Here is a 16653-nt window from a genome sequence, read left to right on the forward strand (position 1 = left end):
TGACGGTCACCGGCGTCTGCGCCGGGTTGGTCAGGGTGGCGGTGTAGGTGATCTGGCCGCCTTCGGTGACGCTCGGCCCGGCCGTCAGGGTGACGGTGGTGGTGTCGATGGTGTCGGTGACCTGGGTCGTGGCCGGGGTGGTCGGCGTGGTCACGGTGATGCCGTTGCCGCCGGTGGTGCCGGTGACGGTCACGTCGATCTGTTTCGGGTCGTTGTAGACGGTGTCGTTCGGGGCCAGCGGCACGTTGACGGTGCCGGTGGTGGAGCCGGCCGGAATCACGATCACCGCGCCGTTGGACAGGGTGACGGTCAGGTCGGTCAGCGGCGCCTGGGTCAGGGTCGCGGTGTACACCAGCACGCCGCCGGCTTCGGTGATGGTCGGCGTGGCGCTGAGAGTCAGGGTCGAGTCGCGCAGCGCGTTGGTGGTGGTGTCGGCGGTCTGCCCGCCGGTGGTGTTCTGGGCGGCCTGGCCGGCACCGCCGATGCCTGCGGTCGGGAAGCCGATGGTCGGATCGACGCGGCCTGCGGTCGCATCGAGCATCACGAAACTGTGGCCGCCGCCGGCCGCGCCGCCCGAGCCTGCGGCGCTCGGGCCTGCTGCGGTGGCTTCAAGGGCGGTGGTCGGGTCGGCGCCGGCGGCGATGGCCTGCTGCAGTTCCTCGACGGACGGCGCCGCTTGCGCGGTGGCCTCGGCCAGGTCGGTGCTGGAGTCCGGAGCGTTGGCGCTCCACTGCGTGTCGCGGCCCAGATCGAGAGTGCGGCCGTCGGCCAGCTCCAGGGACACCGCGCCGGCGACGCCGGTGTCGACCTGATCGCCGGCGAACAGCCGGTCGCCTTCAACGAGCACGCGGCGCACGCCTTCCGGCGACACCACGAATACCTGACCGACAATGCTTTTGACGATGGCAACAACACTGCTCATTGAAGACTCTCCGGGTGTCACGTTCAGTTGACTTCCATAGACCTGATGGTTCTTAGCCGATTCAGTCTGGACGTACTTTCAAATAAATGTGGTGAAACATGTTTGACGCTGATCTATGTCAATATTTTGGCTAGATTCTTTCGCTATTAACTTTATGCCAAACTATTGACCTTCTGGGAGCCATCCTAAACAATCGTCCCGGTAATGTCACATTGATATTTATGCGGCGACCCGTCCGTCAGCGTGTGACCCAGTTCCGGTTTTCAACTTTCCGACATACGGTCATCACGGTTGCCATCTTCCGACGCAGCACCCCGTTTTGCTGTGATTCAAGACAAGAAGTCCTGGGAAACATTCACCATGCGTTCGTACCTGTTCAAGGCACTACCCTTCGCCCTCGCCGCCTCTTTCGCACAAGCCCAAACCCTGCCGCAAGCCATGCAGCAGGCGCTGGATGTCCATCCGGAGATCCAGGCAGGGGTCAATAGTCGATTGGCTGCGGATTATCAATTAAAGGCGGCAAAAGGTGGATACCTGCCCAAGGTCGATCTGCTCGGCGGTTACGGCCGTGAAGGCACCGACAGCGTCACCACCCGCGCCAACGGCGGCGGCAACCACTGGGAAACCCTGAACCGCAGCGAGTCAAGTTTGCGTCTTTCGCAGATGGTCTTCGACGGTTTTGCGACGTCCAGCGAAGTCGGGCGTCAACAAGCCACCGTCAATTCCCGCGCCTATGCCTTGCTCGGCACCTCCGAGCGCACCGCGCTGACCGTGGCCCAGGTGTACCTGGACGTGCTGACCCGCCGCGAGTTCGTGCGCCTGGCCGAGGAAAACCTCAAGAGCCACCAGCGCATCTACGACCAGATCCAGCTGCGCACCCAGCGCGGCGTCGGCAGCGGCGCCGACTTGGACCAGGCCGAGGCGCGGATGGCCCAGGCGCGCAACAACCTGATCACCGAGCAGACCAACCTCGCCGACTCGGAGACCAACTACCTCAGCGCCGTCGGCCAGATGCCCGACCAGCTGGAGCGTCCGGCGCCGTTCATGGCGATGCTGCCGGCCAACCTCAACGAAGCCCGCGCGCAGATGCTGGAGAACAGCCCGATCCTGCGTTCGGCCGAGTCCGACATCGCCGCGGCCGAGAAGCAGTACGAAACCGCCAAGTCGACCTTCTACCCGCGCTTCGACGCCGAGCTGGGCCGCACCGCCGACAACGATCTCGACGGCCAGAACGGCCACAACAACGAATGGCAGGCCATGCTGCGCATGCGCTTCAACCTCTATTCGGGCGGCAGCAACAAGGCTGACCTGGAATCCAAGGCCTACCTGTCGAACCAGGCGCTGGACATCCGCAACAACGCCCTGCGCCAGTTGAACGAAGAACTGGGCCTGGCCTGGAACGCCCTGAACAACGCCAACGCCCAGGTGCCGATCGCCCAGCAGTACGTCGATCACAGCACCGCCGTGCGCACCGCCTACCAGCGCCAGTTCAGCCTCGGCGAGCGCACCCTGCTGGATCTGCTCGACAGCGAGAACGAATTGTTCACCGCTTCGCGCCGTCTGGCCGAGATCAAGAACATTCAGTTATTTACTCAATACCGAATCAAGGCGACCATGGGCGAGTTGCTCAAGAGCCAGGGAGTGGTCGCACCGATGGCGTCCGTCGTGCAGAACGACGTGAAGCCCAAGGTCCAACTGCCCGGGATGAATTGAGTTGTCCCTTTTCAATCGTTAAAGAGTGTCGAGCGTGGAATCAGAAGTCAGTCGAGTTCAACTCAGCCATGATCCACGCGCGATGCACGACGACCCGTTGCTGGACGGTCTGCTCGCCCTGTGCGTGCTGCACCAGAAGCCCGCCAGCGCGGCGATGCTCACCACCGGCCTGCCGCTGCCCAAGCAGCGCCTGAGCGTCGAGCTGCTGCCCCGCGCGGCGGCCCGCGCCGGCCTGCAGGGGCGGGTGCTGCAACGCAAGCTGGAGGAGATCCCGGCCATCGCCATGCCGGCGCTGCTGCTGCTCAAGGACGGCCGCAGCGCCGTCCTGCTCGGCTGGCAGGGCGAAGGCCAGGCCCGGGTGCTGCTCAGCGAAAGCGACGGCGGCGAATCCCTGGTGGACCGCGACCTGCTGGCCGACGACTACACCGGCAAGGTCTTCTTCGCCCAGCCCCAGCACAAGTTCGACGTCAACCACGGCACGCTGATCCCGCGGGCGCGCTCCTGGTTCCGCGACACCCTCAAGCGCTCGCGCTGGCTGTACGCCGACGCCATCGCCGCCAGCCTGCTGATCAACATCATCGCGATGGCCGCACCGCTGTTCGTGATGAACGTCTACGACCGCGTGGTGCCGAACCAGGCCGAGGCGACCCTGTGGGTGCTCGCGCTGGGCATCACCGGGGCCTACATTTTCGACCTGATCCTCAAGAGCCTGCGCAGCCTGTGCCTGGACCTGGCCGGCAAGAAAACCGACCTGATCATCTCCGCCACGCTGTTCGAGCGGATCGTCGGCATGGCCATGAAATACCGGCCGGCGCGGGTCGGCAGCTTCGCCCAGAACATCCATGAGTTCCAGAGCCTGCGCGACTTCCTCGCCTCGCTGACGCTGACCAGCGTGATCGACCTGCCGTTCACGATCCTGATCTTCATCGTGATCGCCATCCTCGGCGGGCACCTGGTGTGGATTCCGGTGTTGGCCTTCCCGATCGCCCTGGCCATCGGCTACGCCTTGCAGAAGCCGCTGGTGGCGACCATGGAGCGCACCATGGCGCTGGGCGCCGAGCGCCAGTCGAGCCTGATCGAGACCCTCGCCGGCCTCGACGCGGTGAAAGTCAACAACGCCGAGAGCGAACGCCAGTACCAGTGGGAGCAGACCATCGGCACCCTCAGCCGCCTCGAACTGCGGGTGAAGATGCTCTCGGGCCTGGCGATGAACATCACCCTGCTGATCCAGCAGCTGGCGGGCGTGGTCATGATCGTCTTCGGCGTGTACCAGATCATCGCCGGCAACCTGAGCATGGGCGGCCTGATCGCCTGCTACATGCTCAGCGGCCGGGCGCTCAGCCCGCTGGCGTCGCTGTCGGGCCTGCTGACCCGCTACCAGCAGGCGCGGGTGACCATGACCTCGGTCGACCAGATGATGGAGCTGCCCCAGGAGCGCAATTTCGAGGAGCGTCCGCTGAGCCGCAAGGTGCTGCAGGGCGCCATCGAGTGCCGCCAGCTCAACTTCACCTACCCGGAGCAGCAGAACCCGGCGCTCAAGGGCATCAACCTGGTGGTCCGCCCCGGCGAGAAGATCGGCATCATCGGCCGCAGCGGTTCGGGCAAGAGTTCGCTGGCCAAGCTGCTGGTGGGCCTGTACCAGCCGGACGACGGCGCCTTGCTGGTGGACGGCGTGGACATCCGCCAGATCGACGTCAGCGAGCTGCGCTACAACATCGGCTACGTGCCCCAGGACATCCAGCTGCTGGCCGGCACCCTGCGCGACAACCTGATTTCCGGCGCCCGCTACGTCGAGGATGAACTGGTGCTGCAAGCGGCCGAGCTGGCCGGCGTCCATGAGTTCGCCAGATTGCACCCCAAAGGCTACGAACTGCAGGTCGGCGAACGCGGGCAGAACCTGTCCGGCGGCCAGCGCCAGAACGTGGCCCTGGCCCGTGCGCTGCTGCTCAACCCGCCGATCCTGCTGCTCGACGAGCCCACCAGCGCCATGGACAACACCGGCGAGGAGCGCCTCAAGCAACGCCTGGCGGCGGTGATTGAAAACAAGACCGTGGTGCTGGTGACGCACCGGGCGTCGCTGCTGTCGCTGGTGGATCGCCTGCTGGTGGTCGACCGTGGCCAGATTCTCGCCGACGGCCCGAAGGCCGCGGTGATGGAAGCGTTGAAGAAGGGGCAGATCAGTGTTGCTTAAGTCGGGTGTCAAGGAGTCGATCCGCCGCTACTTCAAAGGCTCCGCGTCGTTGCAGGGCCAGCCGCTGCCGGAGGTCAACAAGGCGCTCATCGAGGACGCGCCGAGGGTGGTGCGCCTGACGATCTGGGCGATCATCGGCTTCTTCCTGTTCCTGCTGCTGTGGGCCAACTTCGCGGTCATCGACGAAGTGACCAAGGGCGACGGCAAGGCGATTCCGTCGTCGAAGATCCAGAAGATCCAGAACCTCGAGGGCGGGATCGTCTCCGAGCTGTTCGTCAAGGAAGGGCAGATCGTCGAGGCCGGCGCGCCGCTGATCCGCCTGGACGACACGCGGTTCGCCTCTAACGTCGGCGAGACGGAGGCCGACCGGCTGTCGATGCTGCTGCGGGTCGAGCGCCTGAGCGCCGAGGTCGAGGACCGTGCGCTGAACTTCCCCGAGGACGTGCTCAAGGCCGTGCCGGGCCAGGCCAAGAGCGAGGAGTCGCTGTACCTGAGCCGCCGTCAGCAGCTGCATGACGAGATCGGCGGGTTGCAGGAGCAACTGATCCAGCGCCAGCAAGAGCTGCGCGAGTTCACCTCCAAGCAGGCGCAGTACCGTCAGCAGCTGGGCCTGCAACGCCAGGAAATCAACATGTCCGAGCCGCTGGTGGCCCAGGGCGCGGTGTCGCCGGTCGAAGTGCTGCGGCTCAAGCGCGCCGAAGTGGAGACCCGAGGTCAGCTCGACGCCACCACGCTGGCGATTCCGCGGGCCGAATCGGCGATCAAGGAAGTGCAGCGCAAGATCGACGAGACCCGCGGCAAGTTCCGCAGCGAGGCGCTGACCCAGCTCAACGAGGCGCGCACCGACCTGAACAAGGCCCAGGCCACCGGCAAGGCGCTGGAGGACCGGGTCAGCCGGACGCTGGTCACCTCGCCGGTGCGCGGCATCGTCAACAAGATGCTGGTCAACACCATCGGCGGCGTGATCCAGCCGGGCAGCGACCTGGTGGAGATCGTGCCGCTGGACGACACCCTGCTGGTGGAGGCCAAGATCCGTCCGCAGGACATCGCCTTCCTGCATCCGGGGCAGGACGCAACGGTGAAGTTCACCGCCTACGACTACACCATCTACGGCGGCCTGAAGGCCAAGCTGGAGCAGATCGGCGCGGACACCATCACCGACGAAGACAAGAAAACCACCTACTACGTGATCAAGCTGCGCACCGAGCGCAGCCACCTCGGCACCGACGAGAAGCCGCTGCTGATCATTCCGGGGATGGTGGCGTCGGTGGATATCATCACCGGCAAGAAGACCGTGCTGAGCTACCTGCTCAAGCCGATCATCCGCGCGCGGGCCGAGGCGCTGCACGAGCGGTAGGCCTCTGCCGCAGGGTCGGCGCACGACGCCGATCCCCTGTGGGAGCAGGCCTGCTCGCGAAGGCGTCCGCCCGGCCGACGCAGCGCTGCGCCACAATCCCCATCGCCAGCAGGCTGGCTCCCACAGTGGTGTCCGGCCACATCCCCTGTGGGAGCGAGCCTGCTCGCGAAGGCGTCTGTCCAGGCACCGCATCCGGTTGGCCTGTGACAAGAACCGCCGCTGTCCCCAATCGCCATATCGTTATTCATTAATGGTATTTAAATTTCAATTTTTATACCTATAAAGTCACACCCCTGCGTACCTGCCGACCAATCGGCGCGCCGCACGACACGAACGAACACGCAATCCAGCGTGAGTTTCTTGATCGACGCGCGCGCCCTTGAGCGTGCCGCATGTGGGAGTGATCCATGTCCGCCGCCACCGCCTCACCCGGCATCGCGCCGCAAACCTTTGAAGTCCGCCCGTTCGAGGGCGCCGTCGGCGCCGAAATCATCGGCCTGGACCTGGCCCGTCCGGTCAACGACCAAGACTTCGCCCGCATTCACCGCGCCCACCTCGATCACCACGTGGTGGTGTTCCGCGACCAGCGCATCACCCCGCAGCAACAGATCGACTTCAGCCGCCGCTTCGGCGTGCTGCAGATCCATGTGCTCAAGCAGTTCCTGTTGGCCGGCCACCCGGAAATCCTCATCGTTTCCAACATCGTCGAGAACGGCCAGAACGTCGGCCTGGGCGATGCCGGCAAGTTCTGGCACTCCGACCTCTCCTACAAAGAGCTGCCGAGCCTCGGTTCGATGCTGCATGCCCAGGAGCTGCCGTCCGAAGGCGGCGACACCTTGTTCGCCGACATGCACAAAGCCTGGGACAGCCTGCCGCAAGCGCTGCGCAACGCGGTCGAGGGCCGTTCGGCGGCGCATTCCTACACCGCCCGCTACAGCGAAACCAAGTTCGAAGGCAACTGGCGCCCGACCCTGACCCCGGAGCAACTGGCCCAGGTCGCGGAAGTGGTGCACCCGGTGGTGCGCACCCACCCGGAAAACGGCCGCAAGGCGTTGTTCGTCAGCGAAGGCTTCACCACCCGCATCGTCGGCCTGCCGGAGGACGAGAGCCGACAGCTGCTGGCCGAGCTCTACGCCCACAGCGTCCTGCCGCAGAACATCTATCGCCACCGCTGGCAGCCCCACGACCTGGTGTTCTGGGACAACCGCTCGCTGATCCACCTGGCCGCCGGCTGCCCCGCGCACCTGCGCCGCAAGCTCTATCGCACCACCATCCAGGGCGACGCGCCTTTCTGAATTGCCGGAGAACCGATCATGTCCAAACGTCTTCCATTCGCGCCGCTGGCCGCCGCCGTCGGCCTGGGTTTCAGCCTGATCGCCGGCAGCCTGGCGGCGCCGTCCGCGGCCCATGCCGAAGGTGAAATCCGCATCGCCGAACAGTTCGGCATCGTTTACCTTTTGCTCAACGTCGTGCGCGATCAGGGACTGATCGAGAAGTACGGCAAGCAGGAAGGGATCGACATCAAGGTCGACTGGACGCAGCTGTCCGGCGGCGCGGCGGTCAACGATGCGTTGCTGTCCGGTTCCATCGACATTGCCGGTGCCGGCGTCGGCCCGCTGCTGACCATCTGGGACCGCACCCACGGCAAGCAGAACGTCAAGGCCGTGGCCTCGCTGGGCAACTTCCCGTATTACCTCGTGAGCAACAATCCCAAGGTCAAGACCATCGCCGACTTCACCGAAAAGGACCGCATCGCGGTGCCGGCGGTCGGGGTTTCGGTGCAGTCGCGGTTCCTGCAGTACGCGGCGGCCAAGCAGTGGGGCGACAAGGAATTCAACCGCCTCGACAAGTACACCATCGCCGTTCCGCACCCGGACGCGACCGCTGCGCTGATCGCCGGCGGCACCGAGCTGACCGGGCATTTCTCCAACCCGCCGTTCCAGGATCAAGCCCTGGAAAACCCCAACGTCCACGTCGTGCTCAATTCCTATGACGTGCTCGGCCCGAACTCGCCGACCGTGCTGTTCGCCACCGAGAAATTCCGCAACGACAACCCGAAGACCTACAAAGCCTTCGTCGAGGCCCTGACCGAAGCCGCGCAGTTCGCCCAGAACGACAAGGGCGCGGCGGCGGACACTTACCTGCGCGTGACCAAGGCCAAGATCGACCGCGCCGCGCTGCTGAAGATCATCGACAACCCGCAGTTCGAGTTCAGCGTCACGCCGAAGAACACCTACCCGCTGGCCGAATTCCTCTACCGCGTCGGCGCGATCAAGAACAAGCCGGATTCGTGGAAGGACTACTTCTTCCAGGACGCCAAGCCGCTGCAGGGGAGCTGACCGCCATGAACGCCCCTTTGCAAGGCCACACGGCCAGCAACCCCGCCGCCGGCACCGAAGCGCTGCTGGCGGTCGATCAGGTCAGCCTCGAATACCGCACGCCGCAACGGGTGGTGCGGGCTACCCACCAGGTCAGTTTCGAGGTCGATCCGGCGGATCGCTTCGTACTGCTCGGCCCCTCCGGCTGCGGCAAATCCACGCTGCTCAAGGCGGTGGCCGGGTTCATTGCGCCGCGCGAAGGCGAGATCCGCCTGCAAGGCCGGCGCGTGGAGGCGCCGGGGCCGGACCGGATCGTGGTGTTCCAGGAATTCGATCAGCTGCCGCCGTGGAAAACCGTGAAACAGAACGTGATGTTCCCGCTTTTGGCCTCACGCACGCTGAAGAAAAGGGAAGCGCAAGAGCGTGCCTTGCATTACCTGGAGAAGGTCGGCCTGGCGGCGTTCGCCGATGCCTATCCGCACACCCTGTCCGGCGGCATGAAGGCGCGGGTGGCGATTGCCCGGGCGCTGGCGATGCAGCCGAAGATCCTGCTGATGGACGAACCCTTCGCCGCGCTGGATGCGCTGACCCGGCGCAAGATGCAGGAAGAGCTGCTGCGGCTCTGGGAAGAGGTGCGCTTCACGCTGCTGTTCGTCACCCACTCCATCGAGGAGGCGCTGGTGGTCGGCAACCGCATCCTGCTGCTGTCGCCGCATCCGGGCAGGGTGCGGGCCGAGGTGCACAGCCATCAGTACGATCTGCACAGCCTGGGCGGCATCGCGTTCCAGGAGTCGGCGCGGCGCATCCACCGCCTGCTGTTCGACGAAGGCCAGTCGCCGGAGACCGCGCAGGCCTTGGACTTCACCGACATCCGCATCGCCTATTGAGCGGCCAGGAGCATTGCCCGATGAACCCTTCATCTTCTTCGCGTCATGAGTTCGAAACGGTGCTGGAGCCGCTGACCCGTGTGCCGGTCGAGCGCGAACTGGCGCTCGGCCAGCGGTTGTGGCAACAGGGTTGGCTGCGCAAGAGCCTCATCCTGCTGGTGCTGGCGGTGCTTTGGGAGGCGGTCGCGCGGGTGCAGAACAACGATCTGCTGCTGCCGGGCTTCCTCCAGACCGCCCACGCCCTGTACGACGGCCTGCTCAGCGGCGAGCTGCCGGGCAAGGTGTGGATTTCCCTGCTGGTGCTGCTCAAAGGCTACCTGATCGGCATCGTGCTGGCCTTTGCCCTGACCACCCTGGCGGTCTCGACCCAGCTGGGGCGGGATCTGTTGAGCACGCTGACCTCGATGTTCAACCCGCTGCCGGCCATCGCCCTGCTGCCGCTGGCGTTGCTGTGGTTCGGCCTGGGCCAGAACAGCCTGATCTTCGTGCTGGTGCATTCGGTGCTGTGGGCGCTGGCGCTGAACACCTACGCCGGGTTCCTTGGCGTGTCGGAAACCCTGCGCATGGCCGGGCGCAACTACGGCCTCAAAGGCATGCGTTTTGTGCTGTCCATCCTGATCCCGGCGGCGCTGCCGTCGATCCTCGCCGGCCTGAAGATCGGCTGGGCGTTCGCCTGGCGCACACTGATCGCCGCCGAACTGGTGTTCGGCGCCACCAGCGGCAAGGGCGGCCTGGGCTGGTACATCTTCCAGAACCGCAACGAGCTGTACACCGACAAGGTGTTCGCCGGGCTTGCGGTGGTGATCCTGATCGGGCTGCTGGTGGAGAACCTGGTGTTCGACACCCTGGAGCGGGTGACCGTGAAGAAGTGGGGCATGCAGCGGTAGGCTCAGGGTGCCTGGACTGGGCCCATCGCCAGCAGGCTGGCTCCCACAGGGTTCCGCTCCGACGCAAACCCATTGTGGGAGCTAGCCTGCTGGTGATGGCGCCTGTGGAGCCGCCGCCGGCCCTGAAGGATGTCTGCTAGCATTGCGCCCGAATCAATCCTGATCAGCCATGAGTGCTTGCGATGCAACTCCCGGACATGAACCTGCTGGTCGCCCTCGACGCCCTGCTCAACGAAGGCAGCGTGGTCGGCGCGGCGCGGCGGATGAACCTCAGCCCGGCGGCCATGAGCCGCACCCTCACGCGGATCCGCGAGGCCATCGGCGACCCGATCCTGGTGCGCGCCGGCCGGGGCCTGGTGCCGACGCCCAAGGCGCTGGAGCTGCGCGAACAGGTGCGCGACGTGGTCGAACAGGCCGCGCTGCTGTTCCGCTCGGCGGATGCCGTGGAGCTGGGCACCTTGCGCCGGCGCTTCAGCATCCGCGCCAACGATTTCTTTGTCGGCGTCTATGGCGGCAAGCTGTTCGACACCCTCGACCGGCAGGCGCCGCACTGCGAACTGCGCTTCGTCCCCGAAGGCGACGGCGATGATGAGGCGCTGCGCGAAGGGCGGATCGACCTGAGCGTGAGCAACACCCGGCCGGTGACGCCGGAGGTGAAGGTGCAGAACCTGTTCTCCACCCACTTCGTCGGCCTGGTGCGCGAAGACCACCCCTTGTTCGACGCCGAAATCACCGCCGAGCGCTACGCCGGGTTCTCCCACATCAGCATGTCCCGCCGGGGCATCGCCCGCGGCCCCATCGACACGGCGCTCAACGCCTTGGGCCTGGAGCGGCGGGTGGCGGTGATCGCGCCGAGCTTCCATGCGGCGATGTTCGCCTTGCCGGACTCCGACCTGATCCTGCCGGTGCCCAAGGAAGCCTTGCTGAGCGTGCGGCGGCTGGGGCTGAAGCTGCGTTCGTTCGACTTGCCGATTCCGCTGCCGACCCTGATGCTGACCCAGGCCTGGCACCCGCGCTTCGACAAGGATCCGGCCCACCGCTGGCTGCGCGAGACCCTCAAGGCCTGCTGCGACGAGACCTGGCGTGCCGCGCAGTCCTGACCGTTCGGCCTGCCAGCCTGTGGCGAGGGAGCTTGCTCCCGCTGGCCTGCAAAGCAGGCCCTTTTCGGGAGGGGCCGCTGCGTACCCGGCGGGAGCAAGCTCCCTCGCCACAATGATACTAATGGTGCGTCAGATGCACTTATAAGCTGCCGATAAGTCAATTTTCGTCAGCATTAAGCCCCACTACCATGCTCCGGTATCCATTCAACCGGAGTGTGCGTTCATGACATCCCTGACGGTGCCGGCCCCAGCGGCCGCGACCGCTGCGGCGCCGGCCGCCGCGCCGCCGGTGTTCGGGGCGCGGATCGTCATCGGCCTGGTCGGCGTGCTGCTGGCGGTGCTGGTGTCGGGCCTCAACGAAATGGTGACCAAGGTCGCCCTGGCCGACATCCGCGGCGCCCTGGGCATCGGCTACGACGAAGGCACCTGGCTCGTCGCCAGCTACACCGCGACCTCGGTGGCGGCGATGGCGTTCGCGCCGTGGTGCTCGGTGACGTTCTCGCTGCGGCGCTTCACCCTGTGCGCCATCGCTGTGTTCACCCTGCTCGGCGTGCTTTGTCCGTTCGCCCCCAACTACGAAAGCCTGCTGCTGATGCGCACCCTGCAAGGACTGGCCGGCGGCGCGTTGCCGCCGATGCTCATGACGGTGGCGCTGCGCTTTCTGCCGCCTAGCATCAAGCTCTACGGCCTGGCCGGCTACGCGTTGACCGCCACGTTCGGCCCGGGCCTGGGCACGCCGCTGGCCGGGCTGTGGACCGAGCACGTCGGCTGGCAGTGGACGTTCTGGCAGATCATCGTGCCGTGCCTGATCGCCATGGCCGCCGTGGCCTACGGCTTGCCGCAGGATCCGCTGCGCCTGGAGCGCCTCAAGGCATTCAACTGGAAGGGCCTGCTGCTGGGGTTCCCGGCGATCTGCATGCTGGTGATCGGGCTGCTGCAGGGCAACCGGCTGGACTGGTTCGAGTCCGATCTGATCTGCGGCCTGCTCGGCGCCGGCGCGCTGCTGCTGGTGGCGTTCCTGGTCAACGAGTGGTCGCAGCCGATCCCGTTCTTCAAACTGCAGATGCTGGGCATCCGCAACCTGTCGTTCGCCCTGCTGACCCTGGCCGGGGTGCTGGTGATCCTGCTGGCGGTGATCCTGATTCCTTCCAGTTACCTGGCCCAGGTGCAGGGTTACCGCCCGGTGCAGACCGCGCCGATCATGCTGCTGGCGGCGTTGCCGCAACTGATCGCGCTGCCGCTGGTGGCGGCGCTGTGCAACCTGCGCTGGGTCGATTGCCGCTGGGTGCTGGGGCTCGGCCTGAGCATGCTGGCGCTGTCGTGCCTGGGCGGCTCGCAGCTGACGTCGGCGTGGATCCGCGACGACTTCTACGTCCTGCAATGGCTGCAGATCTTCGGGCAACCGATGGCGGTGCTGCCGCTGCTGATGCTGTCCACCGGCAGCATCACGCCGCTGGACGGGCCGTTCGCCTCGGCCTGGTTCAACACCGTGAAAGGCCTGGCGGCGGTGATCGCCACCGGGGTGATCGACGCGCTGACCACCGCGCGGCTGCATTTCCACTCGACGATGCTGGTCGACCGCCTCGGCAACTCGCCCCTGGCCGAGCGCGACGGCGCCGGCCTTGCCCACCGCTTGCACGAGCAGGCGGTGGTGCTGACCTCCTCGGATCTTTACCTGTGCATGGCCGGCGTCGCGGCGGCGCTGATCCTGCTGATTTTCTGGCTGCCGACGCGGATCTTTCCGCCCCGTGCGCCGACCTGACTGGAACTGAAGGTTTTTATGACGACTCAAGCAAAGCAAAAACTCGCGGTCGCCGTGGCGGCCGCACTGGCCGTCGGCGTGCTGCTGCATCTGGCGGCGCCGGGCCTGTTCGGCAAACGCACCCAGCAGAACACCAACGACGCCTACGTGTCCGCCGACTACACCCTGGTGGTGCCGCGGGTGGCGGGGTTCATCAAGCAAGTGCTGGTGGAGGACAACCAGCAGGTCAAGGCCGGGCAACTGCTGGCGCTGATCGACGACCGCGACCTGCGCGCCGCCGCCGAAGCCGCCGATGCGCAGACCCAGGTCGCCCGTGCGCAGCTGCAGAACGCCAAGGCCACCCTGGAGCGTCAGGTGTCGGTGATCGCCCAGGCCCAGGCCTCGGTGGTGGCGGCCAAGGCGGAAATGGCTTTCGCCCAGCAGGAACTCAACCGCTACAGCCATCTGGCCGGCGTCGGGGCCGGCACCGTGCAGAACGCGCAGCAGGCGCGCACCCGCATCGATCAGGCCACGGCGCGGCTGGACACCGCCACGGCGGTGCTGGCGGCGGAACGCAAGCAAGTGGAGATCCTCACCGCCCAGCGCGACGCCGCCGACGGTGGCCTGAAACGTGCGCAGGCCGCTCTGGAGATCGCCAGTTTCGACCTCTCGTACACCCGCATCACCGCGCCGCAGGACGGCATGATCGGCGAGCGCGCCGTGCGGGTCGGCGCCTATGTGACGCCGGGCAGCAAGCTGCTGGCGGTGGTGCCGCTGCAGCAGGCCTACGTGGTGGCCAACTTTCAGGAAACCCAGCTGACCGACGTGCAGCCGGGGCAGGACGTGCAAGTGCGGGTCGACAGCCTGGGCGGCGAAGCCCTGAACGGGCGCGTGGAAAGCATCGCCCCGGCCACCGGCGTGACGTTCGCGGCGGTGAAGCCGGACAACGCCACCGGCAACTTCACCAAGGTGGTGCAGCGGATTCCGGTGAAGATCCTGCTGGAGCCTGGCCAACCATTGGCCGAGCGGCTGCGGGTGGGGATGTCCGTGGAGGCGAGCATCGACACCAACAGTTCGGTGACGTCGGTGCGCGAGGTGACCCAGCGATGATGAATGTCGAACCGGCCGGCGCCTGCGCGAACGGCCTTGCACCCATGTCCCTGCGGGAGCGAGCCTGCTTGCGGATCGGCCAGTGGCCGCACCGCCTTTCGAGCGTTCTGCTCGCCGTCAGTCTCAGCGCCTGCACCGTCGGGCCGGACTTTCGCAAACCCGAGGGCGTGCAGATCGGCGAATGGGCCAAACCCGCCCGGAGCGCCCCGAGCCAAGCGGTTGCCGAGCCCCTGACCGAACGCTGGTGGGAGGTCTTCCACGACCCGCAACTGACGGCCCTCACCCAGCGTGCGATGAACAGCAACCTCGACCTGCAGCGTGCCGCCAGCCGTCTGCAACAGAGCCGCGCGGCCCGTCAGGCGATCACCGCCGACCGCTACCCGACCACCGCCGTCACCGGCAGCTATGCACGCAAGCGCAACAGCGGCGAGGGCCTCAACGACCCGTCGGGGCGCAACGGCGATTCCGCCTTCAATTTGTGGGACGCCGGGTTCTCCGCCTCGTGGGAGCTCGACTTCTGGGGCCGCGTGCGCCGGGAGACCGAAGCCGCCGACGCCAATCTGGCGGTGGCGGAAAACGACCGCCGCGGCGTGCTGCTGGCGGTGCTGGCCGACACTGCGCAGAACTACATCCAGTTGCGCGGCGTGCAGAACACCCGCGCGGTCACCGAGCAGAACCTGGACGTCGCCCGGCACAGCCTGAATCTGTCGCAGCTGCGCCTGAACGATGGGGTGGCCACCGACCTGGATGTCGCCGAAGCGGCGGCGCAGGTCGCCGCCATCGAGTCGCGGCTGCCGGCGCTGGAGCAGCGCCAGGCGCAACTGATCAACGCCATCAGCCTGCTGATGGGAGAGCCGCCGCAGGCCCTGTCCAAAGCGTTGTCCGCCGATGCGCCGGTGCCGCAGTCGCCGCCCCAGGTCGCCATCGGCCTGCCGTCGCAACTGGCCGAACGCCGCCCGGACATCCGCCAGGCCGAAGCCCGGCTGCATGCCGCCACCGCCAGCATCGGCGTGGCCGAGGGGGATTTCTATCCGCGCATCACGCTGTCCGGCAACCTCGGCTCCCAGGCCATGCAGTTGAGCGACTTCGGCTCCTGGGGCTCGCGGGCCTTCGCCATCGGCCCGCAGCTGAGCCTGCCGCTGTTCGACGGCGGCCGCCTGCGCGGCGTGCTGCACCTGCGCGAAGCCCAACAGCAGGACGCCGCGATCGCCTACCAGCAGACCGTGCTGCGCGCCTGGCATGAGATCGACGACCAACTGACGGCCTACAACGCCAGCCAGCGCCGCCGCGACAGCCTGGCCGAAGCCGTGCGCCAGAACCGCATCGCCCTGCGCACCGCGCAACGGCAGTACGTCGAAGGCGTGGTCGATTTCGTCAACGTCCTCACCGTGCAGAGCGCGCTGCTGACGACGCAGGAACAATGGGTGGAAAGCTCCGCCGGGGTGTCGCTGGCGATGGTCGGGCTGTACCGGGCGTTGGGCGGGGGGTGGGAGTCGGTGTATCCGGAGGGGGAGGTAGTGCAGCGCTAAGGCTCACGTGATCGGGCAGGGATTGCCTCACCCGGAAGGGCAGCGGATGCGGAACCCGAAAGCCTCGCAGGTTCAATTGAGCCTAGAGGCCTCAACCTGCGAAGTTTTCGATTTTGATCTGCCCGTCGGGAAATGTGGCGATGATTTCGAGCTCGCCGCCCATTGCGCGGATGTAGTTGCGCAAGGTGCTGATGTACATGTCGGTCCGGCGTTCCATTTTCGAGATCGCCGCCTGGTTGACGTGCAGTGTTTCGGCAAGCGTCGCCTGGCTCAGGGCTTTGGCCTGCCGCAACTCATTGAGAGGCATTTCCTTGATGTGTTGTTCGTAGATCGATTCGGCGCGTGCCCGGGCTTCGGGAGTCATGCGCGCTTCGAGTTCGGCAAATTTCTTAGCCATCGTGATAACCCTCTTTGCGCAATGTATCGAGATGCTCGTCGTACAGTCGATCGGCGAGCGGGACATTGACTTCATACCAGCGATCCTGACCGGTTTTGTCTCCGCCGATCAACAGCAATGCGCAGCGCCGCGGATCAAATGCATACAGGATGCGGTAAGGCCGTCCGGCATGTTGAATCCGCAACTCGCGCAGATGGCCATGTCGTGATCCATTGATGGCGCTGCTGTGCGGGAAGCGCAGGCCCGGCCCGAACTGGCCCAGCAGTTTGACGCTTGCGGCCACAGAGCTCTGCTCGCTTTCCGTGAGGTCGTCCCACCAGTTGCCGAACTCGTCGGTGTATTCGATTTCCCAATTCATGGGAGGAAAATATAAGCGTCATGGAATATTCCATAAAGGTTATATTTTCGATGGGTCGACCATAGTCTGTTTCATGGGATTACGCCAGTCTTCGTCGCAATGATGGCCTTTCGCTTGACGCTAAACCCCGCTGTCGTAGACTC

General features: G+C 65.9%; 14 protein-coding genes. 11 read left to right on the top strand and 3 right to left on the bottom strand.

The annotated features are described in order from the left end of the window. Window positions 1-922, bottom strand: a 922-nt coding sequence (locus ACIP0B_RS02455) for a retention module-containing protein (protein ID WP_400829545.1), incomplete at its 3' end; no start/stop codon positions are given. Between the two features lie 360 nt (window positions 923-1282). Between ACIP0B_RS02455 and ACIP0B_RS02460 the strand changes: the two genes are divergently transcribed. From ACIP0B_RS02460 to ACIP0B_RS02510, 11 genes are all read left to right on the top strand, one after another. After that, window positions 1283-2635 carry a TolC family outer membrane protein gene (locus tag ACIP0B_RS02460; protein WP_400829546.1) on the top strand — a complete coding sequence of 451 codons (1353 nt, stop codon included), beginning with the start codon at window positions 1283-1285 and terminating at the stop codon, window positions 2633-2635. Between the two features lie 34 nt (window positions 2636-2669). Further along, window positions 2670-4826: a type I secretion system permease/ATPase gene (locus tag ACIP0B_RS02465; RefSeq protein ID WP_400829548.1), complete on the top strand. Its 2157-nt coding sequence runs from the start codon at window positions 2670-2672 to the stop codon at window positions 4824-4826. Continuing rightward, the gene (locus ACIP0B_RS02470) at window positions 4816-6183 is read left to right on the top strand and encodes an HlyD family type I secretion periplasmic adaptor subunit (RefSeq protein ID WP_400829549.1); all 1368 of its coding nucleotides are present in this window, start codon (window positions 4816-4818) and stop codon (window positions 6181-6183) included. The genes ACIP0B_RS02465 and ACIP0B_RS02470 overlap by 11 nt, the downstream gene beginning before the upstream one ends. A gap of 407 nt (window positions 6184-6590) precedes the next feature. Beyond that, window positions 6591-7478, top strand: a complete 888-nt coding sequence (locus ACIP0B_RS02475) for a TauD/TfdA dioxygenase family protein (protein ID WP_400829550.1) — start codon at window positions 6591-6593, stop codon at window positions 7476-7478. A gap of 18 nt (window positions 7479-7496) precedes the next feature. Then, entirely contained in the window at window positions 7497-8522 is a 1026-nt protein-coding gene (locus ACIP0B_RS02480) for an ABC transporter substrate-binding protein (protein WP_400829552.1), read from the top strand. A 5-nt stretch (window positions 8523-8527) separates the two neighbouring features. Further along, on the top strand, window positions 8528-9388 hold the full coding sequence (locus tag ACIP0B_RS02485) for an ABC transporter ATP-binding protein (protein ID WP_400829553.1): 861 nt from the start codon (window positions 8528-8530) through the stop codon (window positions 9386-9388). Window positions 9389-9408: 20 nt separating this feature from the next. Continuing rightward, window positions 9409-10275: an ABC transporter permease gene (locus tag ACIP0B_RS02490; protein WP_400829554.1), complete on the top strand. Its 867-nt coding sequence runs from the start codon at window positions 9409-9411 to the stop codon at window positions 10273-10275. Window positions 10276-10457: 182 nt separating this feature from the next. Next, window positions 10458-11375: a LysR family transcriptional regulator gene (locus ACIP0B_RS02495; RefSeq protein WP_400829555.1), complete on the top strand. Its 918-nt coding sequence runs from the start codon at window positions 10458-10460 to the stop codon at window positions 11373-11375. A gap of 223 nt (window positions 11376-11598) precedes the next feature. Then, on the top strand, window positions 11599-13137 hold the full coding sequence (locus ACIP0B_RS02500; RefSeq protein WP_400829557.1) for an MFS transporter: 1539 nt from the start codon (window positions 11599-11601) through the stop codon (window positions 13135-13137). A gap of 18 nt (window positions 13138-13155) precedes the next feature. Further along, window positions 13156-14226: an HlyD family secretion protein gene (locus ACIP0B_RS02505; RefSeq protein ID WP_400829558.1), complete on the top strand. Its 1071-nt coding sequence runs from the start codon at window positions 13156-13158 to the stop codon at window positions 14224-14226. Next, window positions 14223-15755, top strand: a complete 1533-nt coding sequence (locus tag ACIP0B_RS02510) for an efflux transporter outer membrane subunit (RefSeq protein WP_400829559.1) — start codon at window positions 14223-14225, stop codon at window positions 15753-15755. The genes ACIP0B_RS02505 and ACIP0B_RS02510 overlap by 4 nt, the downstream gene beginning before the upstream one ends. Before the next feature lie 91 nt (window positions 15756-15846). On the opposite strand, the gene ACIP0B_RS02515 is transcribed toward ACIP0B_RS02510, so the two are convergent. Continuing rightward, complete coding sequence (locus tag ACIP0B_RS02515) at window positions 15847-16152, bottom strand: XRE family transcriptional regulator (RefSeq protein WP_085582173.1); 306 nt, start codon at window positions 16150-16152, stop codon at window positions 15847-15849. After that, window positions 16145-16510, bottom strand: a complete 366-nt coding sequence (locus tag ACIP0B_RS02520) for a type II toxin-antitoxin system RelE/ParE family toxin (protein ID WP_400829561.1) — start codon at window positions 16508-16510, stop codon at window positions 16145-16147. Before ACIP0B_RS02520 ends, ACIP0B_RS02515 begins: the two co-directional genes overlap by 8 nt. Window positions 16511-16653 lie beyond the last annotated feature (143 nt).

Origin of the sequence: Pseudomonas sp. NPDC089534 (assembly GCF_044749305.1) — a bacterium.
GTDB classification, from domain to species: Bacteria; Pseudomonadota; Gammaproteobacteria; order Pseudomonadales; family Pseudomonadaceae; genus Aquipseudomonas; species Aquipseudomonas ekonensis.